Annotated in this window: 22 protein-coding genes; 11 read left to right on the forward strand and 11 right to left on the reverse strand. The window is 72.3% G+C overall.

Going from position 1 to position 21,634, the window contains the following annotated elements:
- The first annotated feature begins 11 nt into the window (after positions 1-11).
- Complete coding sequence (locus tag G3T38_RS08945) at positions 12-1,259, forward strand: MFS transporter (protein WP_163771947.1); 1,248 nt, start codon at positions 12-14, stop codon at positions 1,257-1,259.
- On the opposite strand, the gene G3T38_RS08950 is transcribed toward G3T38_RS08945, so the two are convergent.
- Positions 1,249-1,992: a VWA domain-containing protein gene (locus G3T38_RS08950; protein ID WP_163771948.1), complete on the reverse strand. Its 744-nt coding sequence runs from the start codon at positions 1,990-1,992 to the stop codon at positions 1,249-1,251. The two genes, G3T38_RS08945 and G3T38_RS08950, sit on opposite strands and share 11 nt — an antisense overlap.
- Positions 1,993-2,128: 136 nt before the next feature.
- Here G3T38_RS08950 and G3T38_RS08955 point away from each other — a divergent pair, with 136 nt between their 5' ends.
- Together G3T38_RS08955 and G3T38_RS08960 are read left to right on the forward strand one after the other, a co-directional pair.
- Positions 2,129-2,839: a TerD family protein gene (locus G3T38_RS08955; protein WP_163771949.1), complete on the forward strand. Its 711-nt coding sequence runs from the start codon at positions 2,129-2,131 to the stop codon at positions 2,837-2,839.
- Positions 2,840-2,862: 23 nt separating this feature from the next.
- Complete coding sequence (locus G3T38_RS08960; protein WP_163771950.1) at positions 2,863-3,474, forward strand: class I SAM-dependent methyltransferase; 612 nt, start codon at positions 2,863-2,865, stop codon at positions 3,472-3,474.
- 22 nt (positions 3,475-3,496) lie between these two features.
- On the opposite strand, the gene G3T38_RS08965 is transcribed toward G3T38_RS08960, so the two are convergent.
- Genes G3T38_RS08965 through G3T38_RS08975 form a run of 3 tightly spaced genes read right to left on the reverse strand, consistent with a single transcriptional unit; the run spans position 3,497 to position 6,227 of the window.
- Complete coding sequence (locus G3T38_RS08965) at positions 3,497-4,393, reverse strand: helix-turn-helix domain-containing GNAT family N-acetyltransferase (RefSeq protein WP_163771951.1); 897 nt, start codon at positions 4,391-4,393, stop codon at positions 3,497-3,499.
- A gap of 29 nt (positions 4,394-4,422) precedes the next feature.
- Positions 4,423-5,568 (reverse strand): tyrosine-type recombinase/integrase, encoded by a 1,146-nt coding sequence (locus G3T38_RS22205; RefSeq protein ID WP_163771952.1) that lies wholly within the window; start codon positions 5,566-5,568, stop codon positions 4,423-4,425.
- 47 nt (positions 5,569-5,615) lie between these two features.
- Positions 5,616-6,227, reverse strand: coding sequence for a GNAT family N-acetyltransferase (locus G3T38_RS08975; RefSeq protein WP_163771953.1), 612 nt, complete (start codon positions 6,225-6,227; stop codon positions 5,616-5,618).
- Between G3T38_RS08975 and G3T38_RS08980 the strand changes: the two genes are divergently transcribed.
- Positions 6,226-6,915 (forward strand): aquaporin, encoded by a 690-nt coding sequence (locus G3T38_RS08980; RefSeq protein ID WP_174267775.1) that lies wholly within the window; start codon positions 6,226-6,228, stop codon positions 6,913-6,915. The genes G3T38_RS08975 and G3T38_RS08980 overlap by 2 nt on opposite strands.
- A gap of 22 nt (positions 6,916-6,937) precedes the next feature.
- Here G3T38_RS08980 and G3T38_RS08985 read toward each other — a convergent pair whose 3' ends face one another.
- Positions 6,938-7,591 (reverse strand): Pr6Pr family membrane protein, encoded by a 654-nt coding sequence (locus G3T38_RS08985; RefSeq protein WP_163771954.1) that lies wholly within the window; start codon positions 7,589-7,591, stop codon positions 6,938-6,940.
- Between the two features lie 133 nt (positions 7,592-7,724).
- On the opposite strand from G3T38_RS08985, the gene G3T38_RS08990 reads away from it, so the two are divergent.
- Complete coding sequence (locus G3T38_RS08990) at positions 7,725-9,317, forward strand: methyltransferase domain-containing protein (protein ID WP_338037552.1); 1,593 nt, start codon at positions 7,725-7,727, stop codon at positions 9,315-9,317.
- A 27-nt stretch (positions 9,318-9,344) separates the two neighbouring features.
- Here the strand turns inward: G3T38_RS08990 and G3T38_RS08995 are convergent, their stop codons facing one another.
- The 5 genes from G3T38_RS08995 to G3T38_RS09015 form a co-directional block, all read right to left on the reverse strand.
- A complete protein-coding gene (locus tag G3T38_RS08995) occupies positions 9,345-9,965 on the reverse strand; it encodes a cytidine/deoxycytidylate deaminase family protein (protein ID WP_174267776.1) in 621 nt (206 codons plus the stop codon).
- An 89-nt stretch (positions 9,966-10,054) separates the two neighbouring features.
- Positions 10,055-10,639, reverse strand: a complete 585-nt coding sequence (locus G3T38_RS09000) for a hypothetical protein (RefSeq protein WP_163771956.1) — start codon at positions 10,637-10,639, stop codon at positions 10,055-10,057.
- A 324-nt stretch (positions 10,640-10,963) separates the two neighbouring features.
- Entirely contained in the window at positions 10,964-12,415 is a 1,452-nt protein-coding gene (locus G3T38_RS09005) for an HNH endonuclease signature motif containing protein (protein WP_163771957.1), read from the reverse strand.
- A gap of 211 nt (positions 12,416-12,626) precedes the next feature.
- Positions 12,627-13,319 (reverse strand): aspartate/glutamate racemase family protein, encoded by a 693-nt coding sequence (locus tag G3T38_RS09010; RefSeq protein ID WP_163771958.1) that lies wholly within the window; start codon positions 13,317-13,319, stop codon positions 12,627-12,629.
- Between the two features lie 13 nt (positions 13,320-13,332).
- Positions 13,333-13,875 carry a DinB family protein gene (locus tag G3T38_RS09015; RefSeq protein ID WP_163771959.1) on the reverse strand — a complete coding sequence of 181 codons (543 nt, stop codon included), beginning with the start codon at positions 13,873-13,875 and terminating at the stop codon, positions 13,333-13,335.
- A 211-nt stretch (positions 13,876-14,086) separates the two neighbouring features.
- On the opposite strand from G3T38_RS09015, the gene G3T38_RS09020 reads away from it, so the two are divergent.
- Both G3T38_RS09020 and G3T38_RS09025 read left to right on the forward strand, forming a co-directional pair.
- Complete coding sequence (locus G3T38_RS09020; protein ID WP_163771960.1) at positions 14,087-15,538, forward strand: CNNM domain-containing protein; 1,452 nt, start codon at positions 14,087-14,089, stop codon at positions 15,536-15,538.
- On the forward strand, positions 15,538-16,545 hold the full coding sequence (locus tag G3T38_RS09025; RefSeq protein WP_163771961.1) for a hemolysin family protein: 1,008 nt from the start codon (positions 15,538-15,540) through the stop codon (positions 16,543-16,545). The genes G3T38_RS09020 and G3T38_RS09025 overlap by 1 nt, the downstream gene beginning before the upstream one ends.
- Before the next feature lie 49 nt (positions 16,546-16,594).
- Here G3T38_RS09025 and G3T38_RS09030 read toward each other — a convergent pair whose 3' ends face one another.
- A complete protein-coding gene (locus tag G3T38_RS09030; protein WP_206675833.1) occupies positions 16,595-17,095 on the reverse strand; it encodes a phosphoribosyltransferase in 501 nt (166 codons plus the stop codon).
- Between the two features lie 156 nt (positions 17,096-17,251).
- Between G3T38_RS09030 and G3T38_RS09035 the strand changes: the two genes are divergently transcribed.
- From G3T38_RS09035 to G3T38_RS09050, 4 genes are all read left to right on the forward strand, one after another.
- The gene (locus G3T38_RS09035) at positions 17,252-18,166 is read left to right on the forward strand and encodes a MetQ/NlpA family ABC transporter substrate-binding protein (RefSeq protein WP_163771963.1); all 915 of its coding nucleotides are present in this window, start codon (positions 17,252-17,254) and stop codon (positions 18,164-18,166) included.
- A gap of 85 nt (positions 18,167-18,251) precedes the next feature.
- Complete coding sequence (locus G3T38_RS09040; RefSeq protein ID WP_163771964.1) at positions 18,252-19,280, forward strand: methionine ABC transporter ATP-binding protein; 1,029 nt, start codon at positions 18,252-18,254, stop codon at positions 19,278-19,280.
- Complete coding sequence (locus G3T38_RS09045) at positions 19,280-19,945, forward strand: methionine ABC transporter permease (protein WP_163771965.1); 666 nt, start codon at positions 19,280-19,282, stop codon at positions 19,943-19,945. The genes G3T38_RS09040 and G3T38_RS09045 overlap by 1 nt, the downstream gene beginning before the upstream one ends.
- A gap of 80 nt (positions 19,946-20,025) precedes the next feature.
- Entirely contained in the window at positions 20,026-21,582 is a 1,557-nt protein-coding gene (locus G3T38_RS09050) for a helix-turn-helix domain-containing protein (RefSeq protein ID WP_163771966.1), read from the forward strand.
- Positions 21,583-21,634 lie beyond the last annotated feature (52 nt).

Below are 21,634 nucleotides of genomic sequence, written 5' to 3' on the forward strand. Positions count from 1 at the left end.
AGGATCGGCCGGTGCAGCACGACGGACACACCTGGGTGGGCCACGTGCGCGGCTCGGGGGACTACCAGCGGCTCGTCCTCGCCCTCTTCGCCGCCGGTTTCGCGACCTTCGCGCAGATCTTCGACGCGCAGGCGGTGCTGCCGGCCCTGGCGCGCGACCTCGCGGTGCCGCCCGCCACCGCGGCGCTCGCCGTGTCGGCGACCACCACCGGGCTCGCGTGCTCCGTGCTCGTGTGGGCGTCCGTCTCCGACCGGATCGGCCGCACCCGCGCGATGACGTGGTCGCTCGGGGTGGCCACGGTGCTCTCCCTGCTCGCGCCGCTGATGCCGTCGCTCGAGGCGGTCGTCGCCCTCCGGGCCCTGACGGGCGTCGCGCTCGGCGCCGTGCCCGCGGTCGCGATGGCCTACCTCAACGAGGAGGTGCGGCGCGACCAGGTGCCGGTGGCGGCCGCGACCTACATCGCGGGGAACACCATCGGCGGCATCGTCGGTCGTCTCGTCGCCGGACCGGTCTCGGAGTGGGTCGGTTGGCGCGCCGGGCTGCTCGCGGTGGCGGCCCTCTGCGCGGTGCTGACCGTGGTGTTCTGGCGCGTGGTGCCCGCACCCCGGGGGTTCGCGGGCCGGCGGCCGGGGGACCGGGCGGTACGACGCGTGCTGCATCACCTGCGCACCCGGGCGCTGCTCGCGACGTACGTCGCCGGGTTCTGCCTCATGGGCGCCTTCGCGACGGTCTACAACTACCTGGGCTTCCGCGTGACCGCGCCGCCGTTCGGGGTGCCGGAGCAGCTCGTGAGCCTGCTCTTCCTCGTGTACCTCTGCGGCACCGTGGCGAGCCGTGTCGGCGGCTCCGCGGTCCGACGGCTGGGGGCCGTCCCCGTCGCGCTCACCGGGGTCGCCCTCGTGCTCGTGTCGCTGCCCCTGCTGCTCGCGGACGACCTCGTGGTGCTCGTGCTGGGGCTGGCCGTCTTCACGGTGGGGATCTTCTGCGCCCACCCCGTCACGAGCAGCCTCTCGGGCCAGCTCGCCCGTGCCGGGCGCGCCCAGTCCACGGCGCTCTACCAGCTCTCGTGGCTCGCCGGCACCGCCGTCCTCGGCTGGGCGTCCGGCCACGTGTACGACGCACGCGGCTGGGCGACGACGCTCCTCGTCGTCGCGGGGCTGGCCGCCGTGGCCGGGCTGGCCGTCGCGGTCGGGCTCACCGGTGGGCGGGCCGACCCGGATCCCGGGGCCGGCCCGGCCGGGGAACCGCTCAGGCGATGAGACCGGCCTGGCGCGCGGCGGGCACCCAGCTGGTGACGTACTCCTCGAGCACCGCGTGGAACCACGTCTCGTCCGCGGTCGCCTTCGAGTCCTGCATCGACGTGAGCCCGACGTTGTCGACGACGCGGCCGCCCATGGTGTCGAGGTCCTGCAGGAACTGCGGCGAGTAGCCCAGGCCGAGGAACTGCCAGAAGACCGGCTTGCCGCTCGCCTCGACGAGGAGCTTCTTGGTGGCGTCCTTGTCGAACGGCTCGCCGTCGGTCACGAACAGCACGAGCGTCGGGACGGCCACCGGACCCTCCGGCTGGGCGCTGCCCCGACCGAAGAGGCGCTTGCCGAGCCCCTTCTTGCCGTGACCGGCCTCCGCCAGGATCGCCTTCATCACCCCGGCGTAGTTGGTGCCGCCCATCGTCTTGCCCGACCGCCAGCGGTCGACGAAGCCGCTGTAGCTCGAGCTGTCGACCTCCTGCGGCGGGAAGGGGTCGTTGTGGAAGAAGTGCACCTGGATGTCGCCGTCGTCGTCCAGGCCCGCGAGGCTGAGCGCGAGCACGCGCTCCACGAGGTCCTGCACCTCGCCGTTGGCGTAGCGCCCCTGCATGGAGGCCGAGTAGTCGATCGCGACGACGACGCGGGCGGTGATCTCGCCCAGGTCGATGCCCTTGTCCGCCTCCCGCTTCAGCAGCGAGATGATGGCGCCCTGCGCCGTGTCGGCGCGCTTCGTCAGGTCGACCACTGGTTCCTCCTCCGTGCGTGGACCGGACCGCCCGGGCCGACCCGCACTCTTGCCCGTGGCTCGCCGTCCAAACGCACCCGGGATCCGCACCGCGCGGAGGGGTTCGCGCACGCGCCCGCGGGGCAGGACGCTCCGCATGGTCGACTACACCAAGCGCCCCCAGCAGCCGAGCCAGCCGCCGAACCAGCCCCCGAACCAGCCGCCGAGCCACCGCCCGGCGGGCGGGCCGAACCTCACCAAGGTCACGCTCACGAAGGCCGCGCCCAGCATCTCGCTCACCAAGGGCGCGGGTGCCGGCGGCCGCATGCGGATCAACCTCAACTGGTCGCAGGGCGCCGCGCCCGCGAAGGGCGGCTTCCTCAAGCGGGCCTTCGCGGCCGGCAGCGGGGCCGTGGACCTCGACCTCGGGTGCCTGTGGGAGCTGAGCGACGGCCGCAAGGGCGGCGTGCAGGCGCTGGGCAACGCGTTCGGCAGCATCGACGGTCCGCCGTGGGTCATGCTCGACGGCGACGACCGCTCCGGCACGGCGCAGGGCGGCGAGAACCTGTTCGTCAACCTCGACCGGCTGGGCGACATCAAGCGCATCCTCGTCTACGCCTTCATCTACGAGGGCGTCCCCAACTGGGCGGCCGCGGACGGCGTGGTGACGCTGCACCCGGTGGGCGCACCCCCGATCGAGGTGCGGCTCGACGAGCCCGCCGCCGACCGCCGCGCCTGCGCGATCGCGCTGCTCACCAACGAGGGCGGGTCGCTGCAGGTCCGCCGCGAGGTGCGGTACGGCGCGGACCAGGTCGAGCTGGACCAGGCGTTCGGCTGGGGCCTGAACTGGGGGCGCGGCCGGAAGTAGCCCGGCTGCGGGAGACTCGACCCATGGTCACGAGGTGGGAGCAGGTCGCACGGTCGCAGGCGGGGGAGGACTACGCCGCGGCGTACGCGGCCCGGTTCCGGCAGCAGGCCGACGCCGGGAACGACGTGCACGGCGAGGCGACGCTGGTGACGGCGCTCGCCCCGCCGCCGTCGCGGGTGCTCGACGCCGGGTGCGGCACGGGGCGGGTGGCCGTGCGCCTGCACGAGCTGGGCCACCCGGTCGTCGGGGTCGACGTCGACGCGTCGATGGTCGAGGTCGCCCGCCGCGACGCACCGCACCTCGAGTGGCACGTGGCCGACCTGGCGACGCTAGACCTGGGGGAGCGCTTCGACGTGGTGGTCGTGGCGGGCAACGTGCTCCCGCTGCTCGAGCCCGGGACGCTGACGGCCACCGCCGCAGCCCTGGCGGCCCACGTCGCACCGGAGGGTCTGCTCGTCGCGGGGTTCGGCCTCGACGCCGCGCACCTGCCGGTCGGGTGCCCGCCCACCCCTCTGGCCGACGTCGAGGCCGCCTTCGCGGAGGCCGGGATGGCCCCGCCCGAGCGGTGGGCGGCGTGGGACCGGGCGCCGTACGACGGCGGCGGCTACGTCGTCGGGGTCTGGGCGCCGCGCTGATCCGCGTCGCGGGCCAGGGTCGTCAGAGCCGCTTCGCGAAGAACAGCTCGGCGTCCGCGTTGTCGTTGTAGCGCTCGACCCGCGCATACCCCGCCCGGTCGTAGAGCGCGACGGCCTCGTCGAGCGCCCTGTTGGTGTCGAGGGCGACGCGCACGGCTCCCTGGCCGCGGGCGAGGCCCTCGAGGTGCCGCAGCATGCGGCCGCCCAGCCCGGCTCCGCGCCACGCGGGGTCGACCCACATCCGCTTCACCTCGACGGCCGGACCGTCGCCCGCGACGCCGGCGGGCAGGTCGAGGGGGCGGATCCCGCCGTACGCCGCGGGCCGGCCGTCGCTCGTGGCCACGACCCACGTCGACCCGGGCTCGACCGCGTCGAGGCCGCTCGGCGCGAAGCCGCCGGGGAGACGCGCAGCGACCTCCGCGACGTACTGCTCGAGGGCAGCGCGGGCGGCACGGACGGAGGAGGGGTCCGCGGGGTCGACCTCGTGGAGCTCGACGGTCGCCGCACGCACGAGGAGCTCGGCCGTGGCGAGCGCGTCGGTGAGCCGTGCCTGCTGCCGGGGTGTCAGCGGGGCGACGAGCCGTGCGGCCAGGTCCTCGGAGCGGTGGTCGAGGTCGGCGCGGGCGGCCCGGCCGGCAGCCGTGAGCACCACGCGGCGTCGTCGCCGGTCAGCGGGGTCGGGCTCGGTGGCGACGAGGCCGTCCGACTCGAGCGCGCGGAGGAGGCGGGCGACGTACCCGGAGTCGAGACCGAGCAGGTCGCGGAGCTCGGCGACGGTCGACCCCACCTCGCCGTCCACCTCGTAGAGCAGGCGCGACGCCCCGAGCGTGCGCCCCGTGCCGAGGTGCGACTCCTCGAGCACGCCGACGCGCTGGGTGTACGTGCGGTTGAAGCGGCGGAGGGTGTCGACGACGGTCATGGCGTCCAGATTACCTGACCTGGGTCAGACTATCCGCCCGAGGTCAACGGGTGCCGGTTCACCGCGGCGACGAGCTCCTCGGCCACGGTGTCGAGGTAGACGTCCGTGGTCGCGATCGACGCGTGGCCGAGAAGGTCCTTGATGACGTTGACGGGCACGCCGTGGTGCACGAGCACGGTCGCGGCGGTGTGGCGCAGGCCGTGGGGCGTCACGCGCCGCCGCAGGCGCGGGGGGAGGGCGTCGCAGGAGCGCTTCACCATGAGCTGCACGTCGCGCGGGCGGATGCGGAGGCCGCGCCAGGTGAGCAGCAGCGCGCGCTCGGCGTCCTCGACATCCACGGTGACGACCCGCTCGCCGGTCTCCGGGTCCTTCACGGTCCGCGGCTGGGGCGTCGGGCGGGAACCCGCGACGTACGCCTCGACCATGGCGACGGTGCCGGGGGAGAGGGGCACCCACCGCTCCTTGCTGCCCTTGCCGAGCACGCGCAGCCAGGTCTGGGTCTCGTAGTCGTCGCCGGAGCCCTCGCCGACGATCCGTTCCTCGATGTCGGCCTGGTCGATGCCGCAGAGCTCCGAGACGCGGATACCGGTCTCGAGCAGCAACCGGAAGATGAGCTCGTCGCGCGGACCGAGGTCCCGGTCGGCGCCGGGCTTGGTCGCCGCGCCCGGCGGCGTCGCCGTCGTGCCGTCGAGGAGCGCCTTCGCGACGGGCGTGGGAACGGCCTTGCGCGCGGGATCGGAGGTGCGGGGCCGCTTGACGCGCACCTCCGCGTCGAGCACCGGGTTGGCCTCGACCCAGCGCTCCCTGGTCGCCCGCTCGAAGAACCGCGACACCGAGGACTGGAAGCGTCGGGTCGCGCCGGCGCCGCGGGTCTTCGTCGCCCCGGGAGTCGGTACGACGCTGCTTCCGCCGTCACCGCCGTCCCGGTTGCCGCGGAAGCGCCCGTCGGGGCGGGCGCCGTACGCCAGCACGATGTCGTCGAGCTGCGCGCCGGTGATGTCGTCGAGCACGGTGTCGGGACCGGCCAGCTCGACGAACTCGGCGAGGTCCCGCCGGTAGTTGGAGGCCGTGGTGGCCGCGAGCGAGTGGCCGGCGACAGCCCGGGCGACGCCGTCGAGGTAGCGGTCGACCGCCACCCGCACCGTGACCCGGTCCAGCTCCCGTGCAGCGACCACGGGAGGACCGTAGCCAGGTCCCCGCCCGCCGCGCGGGAGGCGCGCGGTCAGCCCTGGGCGGGCCGCCACATCGTGGTCAGGCCCTCGTCGTCACCCGGCCCGCCGATGCGCCCCAGCGGAGCGAAGCCGAGACGCTCGTAGAGCCGTCGGTTCACCGGGCTCGTCGCCTCGAGGTAGGCCGCCGCCCCGTCCGCGTCGATCGTCGCGAGCCGGTGGCGCAGCAGCGCGCTGCCGACGCCGAGCCCGCGGGCGGCGCCACCGACCGCGATGTCGGTGAGGTACCAGTGCGGCGTCGCGGGCCGCGCCGCGGCGTACCGTGCGCTCTCCTCACGCACCGACCGCAGGTGGCGGAGCCCGACGGCGCCGACGGTGCGGGGGAGCCCGCGCAGGCCGACGAGGGGTGCGGGGCGGCGATCCGGTGCCTCCCACACGGCCACGCCGATGACGGGGCCGCCGGGCTCGCGACGGGCGACGTCGACGATGCCGGACACGAGGGCGGCGCGGACGACGCCCTCGTAGACGACCGCCACCCGGCTGTGCCGGTCGTGGTCGCCGGGCACGAGACGGTGCAGGGCCGGGTCGTCGGCGAGCGCCTCGGCGAGCACGGCGGCGCAGGCGCGGACGTCGGCGGTGGTCGCGACTCCCAGGGGCACGGTCATGAGGTCATCCTCCCAGGGGCCCGCGCGTGACGGACCGGCTGCACCGCGCGACCAACTGCCGTCCACCCGTTCGAGCGTCCGGGCCGACAGGCCCGACCGACCCCCTACGTCCCCCCGCGCCGAGGGCGCCCCGATCCGTCTCGGTCCGCGCCTGGCCGCCGAGACCGTCGGCACCTTCTGGTTGGTCCTGGCCGGCTGCGGCACCGCCGTGCTGGCGGGGGAGCAGGTCGGCTACCTGGGCGTGGCGCTCGCCTTCGGGCTCGCGGTCCTCACGATGGCGTACGCCGTCGGCCACGTCTCCGGCGGCCACTTCAACCCGGCCGTGACGCTGGGCTCGCCGGAGAGCTACACGCTCGTGGCCGCCGCCCTGACCGAGATCGTGCTCACGGCGGTCTTCGTGTTCGTGATCCTGGGGGTCACCGACCGCCGCGCGCCGGTCGGATTCACACCGCTGGCGATCGGCCTCACCCTGACCGCCGTGCACCTGGTCTCGATCCCCGTCACCAACACCTCGGTCAACCCGGCGCGGTCGCTGGGCGTCGCCTGGTTCGACACCGCAGCGCTGGGCCAGTCGTGGCTGTTCGTCGTCGCACCGCTGGTCGGTGCGGCCGTCGCCGGTCTTGCGTACGCCGTCATCACGGGCGTCGACCGCCGTGACGTCGACATCGACGGGGGCGCGGCCGTCTGACGGGTCGGCAGCCGTCGGAGCGTCAGGCCGGAGCCCGCGGGCTCCGGGGGAGCAAGGTCCCCCGGAGCCGCGAGCCCGCCCAGACGACCGCACCCGCCGCGACGAGCGCCACGAGCAGGACGACGCAGTGCGCGACGAGGGACACCAGACCGCGCTCGGGCAGGAGGAACCCGTAGGGCACCCAGCCGTCCGTCACGCCGCGCACGAGCACGACGGCCAGCCAGGCGACGGGGTACGGCAGGACGATCCACCAGGAGCGCCACCGGAGCCGGGGCCGGTCACCGACGAGCAGCCAGTCGGCCAGGGCGACGGCCGGGAAGACCAGGTGGAGCACCGCGCTGACCCACGCCGGAGCGGTGCCCGTGCCCGGGATGAGGGTGTTGTAGATGACGGCGACGACCAGGAGGCAGGCGGTCGCGACGCCGCGGGCGGCCGCCAGCCACGTCGGCGCCGGTCGGTCGAGGAGCACCAGCACGCCCGCGAGACCCAACAGCACGCTCATCAGGAGGTTCGTCTGGTTGGTGAAGTATCCGAAGTAGTTGAACGGATTGCCGTCGCCGGCGGCGATGCGCTCGACGTACGTCAGCACCAGGAGCACGACGACGACGCCCGAGGCGGCGACGCGCGCGCCGCCGATCGCGACCTCGGTGCGGCGGTGCGGGGTGCGCAGGTCCACACCGGTCACCCTAGGGCTCGGAGGTGGCGAGCGAACGTGGGAGAGGACGGTCGTACTACGCTCTTTCACCGTAATGCGCAGTGACGGCAGGGTGTGCAGCAGGGAAGTGGCCCGCACCTGCCACAGTGTGACCGTGACGTTCACCGAGGTGCTGTTCCCCGGCCGCCACCACGCGGTCACCGCGTTCCAGGTCGAGTACCTGCACCGGTTGCTCGCCGGCGAGGTCACCGAGGCGTCGGACCAGACGATCGCCGTGGCCGACGACGCCGTGGTGATCTGGCCCCTGACGTCCGCCAACCACGCCTGGACACGCCGCAACCCGCTGCCGGGCCACCGCCGCGAGGCGCTCGTCGAGCGTGTCTCGGTCGCCTCCGGGCTGCCCAGCCTCGTCGTGCCGGTGCCCGACGTGCCGCAGCACCCCCGGTTCGCCGAGCTCGTCGTGACGACCGTCGCCACGGCGCTCGGCCACCGACCCGCGCCGTCGCCCGAGCACACCCTGGTCGCCTGCTCGACGCCGGCGGTCGCCGCGTCGTACCGAGCCCTGGGGTTCGCCGTCGTCGGCGTCGAGGACGCCGTCGAGTCCGCACCCGAGGACCAGCCGGCGCGTCCGTGGGAGGTCGTGCAGCGCCTCGCCGAGGGCGACGCCTCGTGGCGGCTCATCGCGCACCCGGAGACGGTGGCGTTCTACGAGCGCTACGACGTGCCGCGCCTCGTCACCGAGCTGTTCGCCGACCCGGTGGTCTCCAGCGAGGGCGACCTGACGACGACCCGCGACTACCGCACCTACGCGGCGTCCTTCGAGACCGCCTCGGACCGCAAGTTCGAGCAGGTGGGGCCGCTCCTCGAGCCCGGCCGGGTCGTCGACGTCGGCTGCGCCACCGGCGGGCTGCTGGAGCGCATCGCCGCCGACCCGCGGTTCGCCGAGTCCGACCTCTTCGGCGTCGACATCGCGCGGCCGCTCCTCGACGAGGCCGAGCACAAGAAGGCCACCGGCGTCTTCGCGAACCCCAACATCTGGTTCGTGCGCGCCAACATCCTCTCCGGCCCGGTGATGCCCGCCGCCTCCATCGACTCCACCGTCACGGTCGCGCTCACCCACGAGGTGTTCTCGTACGGCGCGGGTCGCGCCGACGTCGAGGCGTTCGCGCGCCGGGTGCACGAGCACACGCGCGTGGGCGGCGTCTGGGTGAACTCCGACGTGCTCGGCCCCGACCAGCCCGACCGCGTGGTCCGCCTCACGCTGCGGACCGACGACGGCGCGACCCCCGTCGAGCCGCACCGCGAGCTCGACGACCTCGCCCCCGCCGAGGTGGCGGCGTACGTCGAGGGCCTGTCGACCGCGGGGCGGCTCGTGCAGTTCGCGCACGACTTCCCCCGGCTGTCCGGGACCGCGTTCGGCGCGGAGCGACTGCCGACGGACGACGGCGCCGCGACGTACCAGCTGCGGCTCGGCGACGCGATGGAGTTCATGACCACGAAGGACTACGCCGACAACTGGTTGAGCGAGTGCCACGAGTCGTTCTGCGGGTTGACCTTCGCCGACTGGCGGACCGTGCTGACGGACGCGGGCTTCACGCTCGACCCGACGTCGGGCGCGTGGCGCAACGACTGGCTGGCCGAGCACCGCTTCTCCCCGGTGGCGTCGCTGACCGACGCGGGGACCGGCGCACCGCTGCCCTGGCCCGTGACCCACGTGCTCACCGTCGCGCGGCGGCCCCTGGGCTGAGCCCCTGGGGGCCCGGCGCCCCGGCGGTCACGGCAGCGGGATGCCCGCTGCTCCCTTCGACTGCTGGTAGGTCGCCGACAACGCGTCGTACGTCGCGCGGAGCCGCGCCACGGTGGCGATCGCCTCCGGGTCCTGCGACGCCGCGACGGCGGCCGCGAGGTCGGCGGTGCTCAGGAACCGGCTGCTGCGGTTGTAGAGGTCGCGGCCCGGGGCCGGGGCCTCCCGGTCGGGGTCCGGCACCGCGTAGACGGCCTTCAGGATCGCGATGTCGTGCGGGATCGCGAAGGCGTCGGCGGAGTCGGCGTGGCTGAAGAGGTACGCCGCGTCGGCGAACCCCGACCACGCCAGCGCCGACAGGCACAACGAGCAGGGCTCGTGGGTGGCGAGGAAGAGGCAGTCCCCCGGGTCCGGGCGCCCGGCCGGCGGCAGCTCGTGGAAGAGCTTGATCGCGTGCACCTCGCCGTGCCACAACGGGTTCGCGGTCTCGGCGTTCGTGGCCGCGACGACCAGCGAGCGGTCCTCCCGGCGCAGGATCGCGGCCCCGAAGAGCTTGTTGCCCTGCTCGACTCCCGCTCGCGTCAGCGGTACGACGTCGTGCTCGACCACCTTAAGCAGGCGGGCGACCAACGTCAGGTCGGTCAGGTCCATGCGTCTCCCCTCCCGGGCGCTCACGCGAGCACCCGGGGCAAGAGGACCCGACGCAGGTCACGACCGCGTGACGCGGACGTGACGCGTGGTCACCCGTTGGCGCGACCCGACGACACCACCAGGCCGTTGCTGCTCGTCAGCCGCCACGACTTCTCGACCGGTCCGGTCAGGGCGACGACGCCCGACGACACGACGGTGATCTCGTCACCGGTCGTCAGCTTCTCCTTGAGGGCAGCCACCTGCGGGGGCGACAGCCGGGCCGTCGACATGCGCCAGCTCGAGGTCTCGGCCATGCCGGGCGTCATGTGGTCGGGTGCCCCGGCCTCGTCGAGCACGATCGTCTGCACCTGCTCGCTGGCCAGGTGGACGACGAGGTGGCCCTGGCCCTCCGTCACCCGGGTGACCCGGCCGTGCTCGTGGTGCGTGACGAAGCGGCGGCCCAGGTCGGGAAGGTGCTGCAGCTCCGCGAGACGGCGTCGAGCCATCAGCGACAACGAGGTGACGGCGGCGGCAGCGCCCGCGAGGGTCAGCAGGGCGACGACGCCCGCGACCTCCGCCATGTGCTCGGGACCGGCCAGCAGCACGCCGACGGCGCCGGCGACGAGGACGGCGAGGCCCGCGGCGGCAGGAGCGAGGCCGACCAGACGACGGCGCGAACGAGAGACGGGTGACACCGACATGGGAACCTCCGGACAGGGACGTGGTGCGGGATGAACACCGCCAGCCTCGTCCTGCTTCCCGTGGACCAGGTCGACGGAGGCTGTGAAGTTGCTGTGGTGGGCATGCTTCGCGGGCCGACGATGGAGGCCGCGGTCCGGGCGGAGCGGCAGGGCGGAGCCAGGAGCGCTCGGGCCGGTCGCGAATCGTGCGGAACGGGCGCAATGTCAGGCCTCGTGGAACTGCGTCCGTTCCGCAGGACGTGGATCGTCACCCGTGGACATGCTTCGCCGCCCGGCCACGGGGTGTGGGCGGGCGGCTCGGCGGGCAGCGGGCGGGCGCTAGGTCGCTTCTGGTGGCCAGGGTCGGGTGCCGTCGCGGTCGACGAGGTAGCGCAGGCCCATCGGGCTGGTCCAGATGACCGCGTTCGGCGGCTCTCCGGCGTTGGGATCGGTGGGCCGGTAGGTCCACCGGTTGCCTGTTCTCAGTTCGCGGTGGGTCTTCATGCGGTGGTGGCGTCGACACAGCGGGAACAGGTTCCGGGTCGAGGTCTGGCCGGGTGGGCCGTTCTCGTCGTACCGCTCGCAGTGGTCGAGGTCGGCAGTTCTGGATGAGCGGGTGCAGTAGGGGAAGACGCACCGGGGCCAGCAGGCCCGGACGTGCTCGGCGATCCGGTCGGGCGGGGCGTAGCCGTTCACGGCGTCGTCGCGGTTGAGGTCGACGATCGGCTTGACGATCACCGTCGTGTCGGGCGATCCGCACCAAGCCCGGACCTGCTCGACCGTCACGACCCCACGGGGTGCGCCGGGGGTGTCCAGCCTCGCGAGGTCGATGCCCGCCATCCCGGTACAGGCATCGACCCCGGGACCCATCCCGTTCAGGGTGCCGGTGATCGCGGCCTGGTCGAGGTGCACGAACAGCACCACCTCCCGCCGCGCCCGCTGAACTTGGCGCGGCTCGGTGACGCTCGTCGGATCACCCGCGTCGTACCCCAAGGTCGTCACCCCGTCGCAGCGCCGCGCGATCTCACCCAGAGCCATCGACCGGCGAACATCCAGGTTCGGGTCGCACCCCAGCTCGCCGAGCTGCCGGGCGACATGCGCGATGCTCCGCTCCAGGTCGAGCGCATCAGCCAGATCCAGGGAGCCGTGGATGTCGACCGTGCCGCGCAGCGTCCCGGTCAACGGGTCCGCATAACCGACCTCGCCCAGCTCGATCGACAGGTACCGGTCGCCATCGGCTGCGTGGCGTTCGGCCTCGGTGGTCTCGGGGTCGAACCTGGCCGCGGCCTCCGCCACCAACCGGTCGACCTCGGCACCGGTGGCCTTGCCCGCGACGTACGCAACGTGCCGGTCGACGAACCCGGCCCCCTCGAACGTCAACGTCCGCGTGGCCTCCGCGATCCGCCGGCCCCGCCAGACCTCGACCTCACCCGCAGCAACCCGCGCATGAACGCGCGGGAGCCGGTACCGCAGCTCGACCGCATCCCCCACCAGGCGACGAGCCGCGTCGAACGAACACCCGCGCGCGGCGGCGATCTCGCTGATGCAGAACTCCGCGACCACGGGCGCCCCTGGCCCGCCGAGCTCGAGGAACTGATCCCCGGCCAGGGCCGCGGCGTCCCATTCGCCCAGCGTCGTGATCGGGTCACCCACCACCTCGTCCGAGGTGTGCGCGGCCGCCCAGTCACCCACCGCGACGAACGCAGCCGCCTCTGCCTCACGAGCCGCGTGGGTGCGCTCGCGGACCGCGTCGATCAACGCAGCCGCTGTGGTGTGGGTCCCCCGATCCATGGGAACCATTCTAGTCGAACACATGTGCGATGACCACCTCCCGGTGGTGATCTGTGGATGACCAATCCGAGGCCCCCAGCAAGTTGTCCTCGATGCAGCGACGAGCCCCCACTCGCACCACGGCGTACGTGACAGCTCGGCGCGCGCGACCCGCGCACTTCGTACACCTCAACGCCCCCGCCGCGCCGTGCGACCCACCTCGACGCGGGCCCTACTCCCCCAGCGCGGCGGCGACGGCGGCCTCGACGTGCAGCCGGGTCGTGGGGAAGACGGGCACGGTGGTGTCCTCGGCTCCCACGAGCAGCTCGATCTCAGTACAGCCGAGCACGATGCCCTCCGCGCCGCGCTCGACGAGCTCGGACATCACCGCGGCGTACGCCTCACGCGACTCGGCGCGCACCACACCGTGGACGAGCTCGTCGTAGATCACCCGGTGCACGACCTCCCGGCCGGCCTGGTCGGGCACGAGCACCTCGAGACCGTGCTCGGCGAGGCGGTCGCGGTAGAACGCCTGCTCCATCGTGAAGCGCGTGCCGAGCAGGCCCACCCGACGGACGCCGGCCCCCTGCACCGCGGCAGCGGTCGTGTCCGCCAGGTGGAGGAACGGCACGTCGACCGCGGCCGCGACGGCGTCCGCGACCTTGTGCATGGTGTTGGTGCACAGCACCACCAGGTCGGCGCCGGCCGCCTCGAGGCGTCGGGCCTCGGCCGCCAACAGCTCGCCCGCGGCCGCCCAGTCGCCGGTGGCCTGCAGCCGCTCGACGTCAGCGAAGTCGACGGACGTCAGGACGATCCGCGCCGAGCGGTAGCCACCCCGACGTTCGCGCACGAGCTCGTTGGCCACCCGGTAGTACTCCGCCGTCGACTCCCAGCTCATCCCGCCGATCAGTCCGATCACCCGCATGGTGACCAGTAGATCAGCCCATCGACTTCGCGCCGTCGATGGACTCCCGGATGATGTCGGCGTGGCCCGCGTGCTGGGCGGTCTCGGCGAGCACGTGCAGGAAGGTGCGCCGCGCGGTCCACCTCTCCCCCGGCGCGAACCACGGAGCCTCCGGCAGCGGTTGCGTGGCGTCGAGGTCGACCGACGCCACCAGCGCCTCGGTCGCGGCAGCAGCACCGGCGTAGTCCTCCAGCACTCCCGCCAGCGTCTCGTCGGCGCTCAGCACGAACTGCTCGTGGTAGGCCAGCACCTCCGCCGGCGGGTCGGTCCAGTCGATGTGCTCCCAGTCGACCGCGGCCTGCTCCTCGGGACCGTGCTCGACGAAGCGGTTCCACTCCCCGACGGTCGCCGTCACGTGCTTGACGAGGCCGCCGAGGTTGAGGGAGCTCACCGTGGGGGTCAGTCGTGCCTGGTCGTCGGAGATGCCGTCGAGGGCACGGAGGAAGAGGGCGCGGTGCTTGCGCAGGGCACCGAGCAGGTCGGCCCGCTCGCCGGAGGAGGTGGGTGTGGTGTCCATGGACGGCAGGCTAGGCGCGAGGTCCGACACTCCTGGCGTGTCGCGGGAACCATCCACGCCGGAGCGACGTTGAACGTCCCGAGCCGGCAACCGTCGGCACCAGATCGACACGAGGACAGGACTTGACCGGGCCGACAGACGAACCCTGTAGACCCCACACCCGGCGCGCAGACGCACGCCGCGCTCCCGCTCGAGGGGAGGTGCGCGCCAGGTGACCATCTTGCTCTCGCTCCTGCTCGGAGTGGTCGTCGTGCTGCTGATCACGGCAGCGACCGGCTACTTCGTGGCGCAGGAGTTCGCCTACATGGCGGTCGACCGCTCGACCTTGCGCGCCAAGGCCGAGGCCGGGGACGCGACCGCCGCCCGCACCCTCAAGGTGACGGGCCGCACCTCCTTCATGCTCTCCGGGGCACAGCTGGGCATCACCGTGACCGGCCTGCTCGTCGGCTACGTCGCCGAGCCCCTCATCGGATCCGCCTTCGGGGACCTGCTCGCCCTGGGCGGCGTGCCGACGGCCCTGGGTGTCACGATCGGCACCCTGCTCGCGCTCGCCTTCGCGACCGTCGTGCAGATGCTGTTCGGTGAGCTGTTCCCCAAGAACCTCGCGATCGCCCGCCCCGAGCCCGTCGCCCGTTGGCTGTCGCGCTCGACGCTGGGCTACCTCGCGATCACCGGGTGGCTGATCTGGTTCTTCGACCAGTCGTCGAACCTCCTGCTCCGCTCCCTCAAGATCGAGCCCGTCCACGACGTCGAGAGCTCGGCGACCGCCCGCGACCTCGAGCACATCGTCGCCGAGTCGCGCGCCTCGGGTGAGCTCACCGCGGAGATGTCCGTGCTGCTCGACCGCGTGCTCGACTTCCCGCAGCACGACGTCGAGCACGCCATGGTGCCCCGCAGCCGCGTGGACTCCGTGGAGCACGACGCGACGCTCGGCGAGGTCCGCGAGCTCATGCGCACCGGTCACTCGCGCTACCCCGTGCTCGGCGAGGACGACGAGATCCTCGGCATCGTGCACCTGGTCGACCTCCTCGACCTCGGTGCGCTCGGCGGGGAGGAGCCGTGGTCGAAGCCGGTCACGACCGCCCTCCGGCCACCGATCGTGCTGCCCGAGCTCATGGCCATGCCCGACGCGCTGCGCACCATCGCGGAGGCGAAGGAGCAGATGGCCTGCGTCGTCGACGAGTACGGCGGTCTCGCCGGCATCGTCACCATCGAGGACCTCGTCGAGGAGATCGTCGGCGAGATCCGCGACGAGCACGACGAGCCGGCCGAGCCCGAGTTCAGCGTCGACGCCGTGCGCGGCGGCTGGGAGATGCGCGGAGACCTGCCCGTCGACGAGGTCGAGCGCGTGATCGAGCACGACCTCCCGACCGGCGACTTCGAGACGCTCGCCGGGCTCGTCATCGCCGAGCACGGCGCACTGCCCGAGCCGGGCACGTCCCTGCTCGTCCGCCTGCCCGACGACCCCGGCGACCTCGCCGGGAGCGACGAGCCCGTCGTCCGCCACTTGGCGGTCGAGGTGCTCGAGATCGAGCAGTACGTCCCGTCCTCCCTGCACGTGCAGGTGGTCGAGGCGACCCAGGACGACGAAGGCGCCGACGAGCGCACGGACGGCACCGACGCCGCCGACGCCGGTGGCTCGCGCACGGAGGTGGAGGCCTGATGGAGAACCCAGTCGTCGTCATCGTGGCGACGGTCGTGATCATCGCGCTCAGCGCGTTCTTCGTGGCCATCGAGTTCGCCCTCATCGGCGCCAAGAAGCACCGGCTCGAGGACGCCGCGGCCACCAGCCGGGCCGGTCGGGCCGCACTGCGCAGCGCGTCCGAGCTCTCCGTGCTCCTCGCGGGCTCGCAGCTCGGCATCACGCTCTGCGTCCTCGCGCTCGGCGCCATCACCAAGCCGGCCGTGCACCACTGGTTGACCCCGCTGTTCGAGTCGTGGGGCATCGCGCTCTGGCTCGCCGACGTCGCGGGCTTCGTGCTGGCGCTCGTCGTCGTGACCTTCATCCACCTCGTGGTGGGCGAGATGGCGCCGAAGTCGTGGGCGATCGCCCACCCCGAGCGCTCGGCCACCCTCCTCGCCCTGCCCATGCGGGGCTTCATGTGGCTCACCCGCCCGGCCATCCACGCGCTGAACAACGGCGCCAACTGGTGCCTGCGGCGGGTCGGCGTGGACCCGGTGGACGAGCTGAACTCGGGCGCCGACCCGGACACGCTGCGCCAGCTGGTCCAGCACTCGGCGAACGTCGGTGCGCTGGACGCCAGCTACTCGGCCCAGCTGTCGGGCGCGCTCGACCTCGGCCACGTGCAGGTGCGTGAGCTGGTGCGGCCGCGGCGACCCGTCGCCGTACCGGAGCACGCCACGGTCGGCGACGTGCAGGACGCCAGCCGCACGACGGGCCACCTGCGGATCCTCGTGGGCTCGCCCGACGCCCCGACCGGGCTCGTGCACGTCCGCGACACGTTGACGGAGGACCGGGAGGCCCCGCTGGCTCCGATGGTCCGTCCGGTGCACACGCTCGCGCCGGACGTCACGGTGCTCGCCGCGCTGGCCGAGATGCGTCAGGCGAGCGCCCAGCTCGCCGTCGTGCAGGACACGGACGGCCTCCTCGGCGTCGTGTCGTTCGCCGACATGCTCCGCGGCCTCTTCCCGGAGCGCATCCCGGCGTGACGGGCCGGCTGCGGCGTACCTCCTCCCGGGGGTACGCCGCGGTCCGCCCTCAGGCGTCCCGGACGCCCGAGCGGTCGGTGATCGCGGGCAGCGTCGACCAGGGGAAGTTGATCCACTTGTCGGTGTGCTTCCACACGAAGTCGCCCTTCACGACGGAGCGCGGCTTCTCGTAGATGACCGCCGTGCGGGCCTCCGCCACGTGGCCCCGCACGAAGGCGTCGACCATCTCGAGGGTGCGACCCGAGTCGGCCACGTCGTCGACGATGAGCACGCGCGTGTCGTCGAGCTCGGAGGCGTCGAGGTAGGGCGGCAGCATGGTGGGCACGTCGAGGGTCGTGCCCACGCCCGTGTAGAACTCCACGTTCATCGTGAAGAGGTTCTTGCAGTCCAGCGCGTAGGCGATGGAACCGGCCGGGATGAGCCCGCCGCGCGCGATGCCGAGGACGACGTCGGGCACGAAACCCGCGTCGGCCACCTGCTGCGCGAGCTCCCTCACCGCGACGCCGTAGGTCTCCCAGGTCAAGGTCTCGCGCTCGTCCATCCGGCGCATGCTACGGCCTCGACACGACCGCCACGTGACGGAACCGACACGTAAGACGATTGTGTCGGTGGTGTTACTGATCTTTAGCCTTCGTGGTCCACGTCGTGTGCGCCTCGATCGAGCGCACGCGCCGATCATCCTGCACCACCGTGCGAAAGGTTCAGCATGTCCGACCAGATCCTCGAGGCGCCGAAGTCGCGCACCCCGCTCTACACGGCGATCGCCGTCGTGCTGGTGCTCCTGCTCGCCGTCGCTGCGTACTTCTTCTTCATCCGCGACGACGCCGACGCCGACACGATCCGCATCGGCGTCGTCGACGACTCCGACCCCTACTGGGACACCTTCGTCGACGCCGCCGCCGATGAGGGGCTCGACATCGAGATCGTCAACTACGACGAGTACACGCTGCCGAACCCCGCGCTCGACGAGGGCGCCATCGACATCAACCAGTTCCAGCACATCGTGTTCCTCGCCGAGTACGTCGCGTCCAGCGGCTCGGACATCGTCCCGATCGGTTCGACGGCGATCTACCCGCTCGGCCTCTACTCGACCCGGTACGACAGCGTCGAGGACATCCCGGACGGCGCCGAGATCGTCGTGCCGGACGACCCGAGCAACCGCGCCCGCGCCCTCCTCATCCTGCAGTCCGCCGGGCTCATCGAGCTCCAGGACGGCGGTTCGATCTTCTCCGATCTCTCCGACGTCGACGAGGACGCCTCTCGCGTCACCGTGACCGAGGCGGCGGCCGACCTCACGGCGAGCTCGCTCGGCGACATCGCCGCGGCGGTCATCAACAACGACTTCCTCGAGCCGTCCGGCCTCACCCCCGAGGACGCGATCGCCGAGGACGACCCGGCCGACCCGAACGCGATCCCCTACGTCAACATCTTCGCCGTGCGCGCCGAGGACAAGGACAACGCGGACTACCAGAAGCTCGTCGAGATCTACCAGGACACGCAGTCGATCCTCGACGGCGTGCAGGAGGCGGCCGGCGGCACTGCCGAGTTCGTCAAGATCCCCCAGGCCGACCTCGAGCAGTCCCTGCGGGAGACGGTCGAGGAGACCGAGGCCAACAGCTGACGCACCTCGCGGGCTGAGACGGGTGGGGCAGGACCGCGGTCCTGCCCCACCCTCGTCGTGGAGATCGAGACAAGGAGGAGGATCGATGGCACTCGTGGAGCTCCGTGGGGTCCGGAAGGTGTTCCCGCCCAGCAAGCGTGGCGGTGAGTCGGTGGTCGCCATCGACGGCGTCGACCTCGACATCGAGAAGGGCGAGATCTTCGGCATCGTCGGCTACTCCGGTGCCGGCAAGTCGACGCTCGTGCGACTCGTCAACGCGCTCGAGGTGGCGACCGAGGGCACGATCGTGGTCGGCGGCACGACGATCACCGGCCTGCCCGAGAAGGATCTGCGCCGGGCACGGCTCGACATCGGCATGATCTTCCAGCAGTTCAACCTGTTCTCGTCCCGCACCGTCTACCACAACGTGGCCTATCCGCTGCAGGTCGCCGGCGTCCCCAAGGCCGAGCGGCACGCGCGGATCGCCGAGCTGCTCTCGTTCGTCGGCCTCGTCGACAAGGCGGGGCACTACCCCGACCAGCTCTCGGGCGGCCAGAAGCAGCGCGTCGGCATCGCACGCGCCCTCGCGACCTCACCGAGCCTCCTGCTCGCCGACGAGTCGACGAGCGCGCTCGACCCGGAGACGACCCAGGAGGTGCTGGCGCTCCTCCGCCGGGTCAACGAGGAGCTGGGCATCACGATCGTGCTGATCACGCACGAGATGGAGGTGATCCGCACGATCGCCCACCGCGTCGCCGTGATGGAGGCCGGCCGGATCATCGAGCAGGGCCCCGTCTACGAGGTGTTCTCGGCACCCCAGCACCCGGCTACGCGCCGCTTCGTCTCCACGCTCGTGGACGGCACGCCCGACGAGCGCACCCTCGCGGCGCTCCGCGAGCGTCACGCCGGTCGCTTCGTGACGGTCGCGTTCCGCGAGACCGGCGGCGGTCAGTCGGCCGTCTTCTCCGAGTTCGTACGACGCGGGATCGCCTTCGAGCTCGTGTACGGCGGCATCGAGGAGATCCAGGGACGCACGTTCGGCAACCTGACCCTGTCGCTCGAGGGCGACCCAGCGGAGGTGGACGCCGCGATCGCCGCGGTGGCCGCCCACGCCGACGTGCAGGAGGTGCAGTGATGGGAGACACCCGGCTCTTCGAGCTCGGACCGGACCTCTGGGAGGCCTTCGGCCAGACCCTGGGAACGGTCGCGATCGCGCTGTTCTTCGGCGTGCTGCTCGGCACCCTGATCGGCCTGGCCCTCTACACGACGCGGGCGGGCGGGATCTACGCCAACCGTCCCGTGTTCGTCGTGCTCAACTTCCTCGTCAACTTCTTCCGACCCATCCCGTTCGTCATCTTCATCGGTGCGGCCCAGCCGCTGGCCCGGGTGGTCGTCGGCACGGGGTTCGGCATCGAGGCCGCGATCTTCGCGCTCGCCCTGGCGGCGGGCTTCTTCATCAGCCGCGTGGTCGAGCAGAACCTCTTCTCCGTCGACCCCGGCGTCGTCGAGGCGGCACGGGCGATGGGGGCGAGCCGTGCGCGGGTCGTGTTCACCGTGCTCCTCCCGGAGGGACTCGGACCGCTCATCCTCGGCTACACCTTCGCCTTCGTGGCCATCGTGGACGCCTCCGCGATCGCCGGCGTGGTGGGCGGCGGCGGCCTGGGCAGCTTCGCCCTGCGCTACGGGTTCCGCCAGTTCGACCCCGTGGTGACCTGGGCGACCGTGCTCATCATCGTGGTGATCGTGCAGCTCGGCCAGCTCCTCGGCAACGTGCTCGCGCGCAAGGTGCTGCGACGCTGACGGGAGGGTCGTCGGGGGCCGGGGACACGCCGTACCCGGTGGGAATTGCCTTATCTCATATCTGAGATACCTTGGTGGGCATGACTGTCACCCCGACGACCGAACTCGCCGACCCGGCGGACTACAAGCGTCGCATCGGCAAGCTCATCCGTGACGCCCGCATCCACCGCGGGCTCACCCAGGCGCAGCTCGCCGACCTCCTCGCCACCTCGCAGAGCGCGATCAACCGCATCGAGCGTGGCCACCAGAACCTCTCCCTCGAGATGGTGGCGCGCATCGGCGCCGCGCTCGACTCCGAGATCGTCGCGATCGGCTCCGGCCCCACCCACCTGCGGGTGACCGGGCCGACGACGCTCTCGGGCAGCATCGACGTGAAGACCTCGAAGAACGCCGGCGTCGCCCTGCTGTGCGCGAGCCTCCTCAACCGGGGCCGCACGACGCTGCGCAAGGTGGCGCGGATCGAGGAGGTCAACCGCCTGCTCGAGGTGCTCCAGAGCCTCGGGGTGCGCACGCGTTGGCTCAACGCCGACAACGACCTCGAGATCGTGCCGCCGGAGCACCTCGACCTCTCGAACATCGACGCCGCCGCGGCGCGGCGCACCCGCTCGATCATCATGTTCCTCGGCCCGCTGCTGCACCGCCTGGAGGAGTTCGAGCTGCCGTACGCCGGCGGTTGCAACCTCGGCGAGCGCACCGTGGAGCCCCACATGACGGCCCTCCACCACTTCGGCCTCGAGGTCAAGGCGACCGACGGTCTCTACCACGCGGCCGTGGGGCGCGGCATCGGTCCGGCCAAGCCGATCGTGCTCACGGAGCGCGGCGACACGGTCACCGAGAACGCGCTGATGGCAGCGGCCCTCCACCCGGGCACGACGGTCATCCGCAACGCGTCGTCCAACTACATGGTCCAGGACCTCTGCTTCTACCTGCAGAAGCTCGGGGTCGACGTCGAGGGCATCGGCACGACGACGCTCACGGTCACCGGCCGGGAGCGCATCGACGTCGATGTCGACTACGCGCCGAGCGAGGACCCGATCGAGGCGATGTCGCTCCTCGCGGCCGCCATCGTCACGGCGTCGGAGATCACCATCCGCCGCGTGCCGATCGAGTTCCTCGAGGTCGAGCTCGCCACGCTCGAGGGCATGGGCCTGCAGTACGACCGCTCGGAGGAGTACGTCGCGCTCAACGGCCACACCCGCCTCGTGGACCTCACGACCCACCCCTCGGAGCTGCAGGCGCCGCGGGACAAGGTCCACCCCATGCCGTTCCCCGGCCTCAACATCGACAACCTGCCGTTCTTCGCCGTCATCGGTGCCGTGGCGAACGGACAGACGATGCTGCACGACTGGGTCTACGAGAACCGCGCGATCTACCTGACCGAGCTCACCAAGCTCGGCGGCAACGTGAAGCTCCTCGACCCGCACCGCGTGCTCGTCGAGGGCCCCACGCACTTCTCGGGCGCCGAGCTCATCTGCCCGCCGGCGCTCCGCCCCGCCGTGGTCATCCTGCTCGCGATGCTCGCGTCGAAGGGCACCTCGGTGCTGCGCTCGACCTACGTGATCCACCGCGGCTACGAGGACCTCGCGGAGCGGCTCAACCAGCTCGGCGCCAACATCGAGACGTTCCGCGACATCTGATCGAGAACGTCAGCGACGGGGACCGCGGCGCGAGGTTGCCGCGGTCCCCGCA

Source organism: Nocardioides zeae, from assembly GCF_010686755.1.
Lineage (GTDB): Bacteria > Actinomycetota > Actinomycetes > Propionibacteriales > Nocardioidaceae > Nocardioides > Nocardioides zeae.

Bases quoted from the DNA above. Each gene is read 5' to 3' on its own strand.
- G3T38_RS08955 (WP_163771949.1), top strand. From the start codon at position 2,129: ATGGTCGACTACACCAAGCGCCCCCAGCAGCCGAGCCAGCCGCCGAAC.
- G3T38_RS08960 (WP_163771950.1), top strand. From the start codon at position 2,863: ATGGTCACGAGGTGGGAGCAGGTCGCACGGTCGCAGGCGGGGGAGGAC.
- G3T38_RS08965 (WP_163771951.1), bottom strand. From the start codon at position 4,393: ATGACCGTCGTCGACACCCTCCGCCGCTTCAACCGCACGTACACCCAG.
- G3T38_RS08980 (WP_174267775.1), top strand. From the start codon at position 6,226: ATGAGGTCATCCTCCCAGGGGCCCGCGCGTGACGGACCGGCTGCACCG.
- G3T38_RS08975 (WP_163771953.1), bottom strand. From the start codon at position 6,227: ATGACCGTGCCCCTGGGAGTCGCGACCACCGCCGACGTCCGCGCCTGC.
- G3T38_RS08995 (WP_174267776.1), bottom strand. From the start codon at position 9,965: ATGGACCTGACCGACCTGACGTTGGTCGCCCGCCTGCTTAAGGTGGTC.
- G3T38_RS09005 (WP_163771957.1), bottom strand. From the start codon at position 12,415: ATGGATCGGGGGACCCACACCACAGCGGCTGCGTTGATCGACGCGGTC.
- G3T38_RS09010 (WP_163771958.1), bottom strand. From the start codon at position 13,319: ATGCGGGTGATCGGACTGATCGGCGGGATGAGCTGGGAGTCGACGGCG.
- G3T38_RS09015 (WP_163771959.1), bottom strand. From the start codon at position 13,875: ATGGACACCACACCCACCTCCTCCGGCGAGCGGGCCGACCTGCTCGGT.
- G3T38_RS09025 (WP_163771961.1), top strand. From the start codon at position 15,538: ATGGAGAACCCAGTCGTCGTCATCGTGGCGACGGTCGTGATCATCGCG.
- G3T38_RS09030 (WP_206675833.1), bottom strand. From the start codon at position 17,095: ATGCGCCGGATGGACGAGCGCGAGACCTTGACCTGGGAGACCTACGGC.
- G3T38_RS09035 (WP_163771963.1), top strand. From the start codon at position 17,252: ATGTCCGACCAGATCCTCGAGGCGCCGAAGTCGCGCACCCCGCTCTAC.
- G3T38_RS09040 (WP_163771964.1), top strand. From the start codon at position 18,252: ATGGCACTCGTGGAGCTCCGTGGGGTCCGGAAGGTGTTCCCGCCCAGC.
- G3T38_RS09045 (WP_163771965.1), top strand. From the start codon at position 19,280: ATGGGAGACACCCGGCTCTTCGAGCTCGGACCGGACCTCTGGGAGGCC.
- G3T38_RS09050 (WP_163771966.1), top strand. From the start codon at position 20,026: ATGACTGTCACCCCGACGACCGAACTCGCCGACCCGGCGGACTACAAG.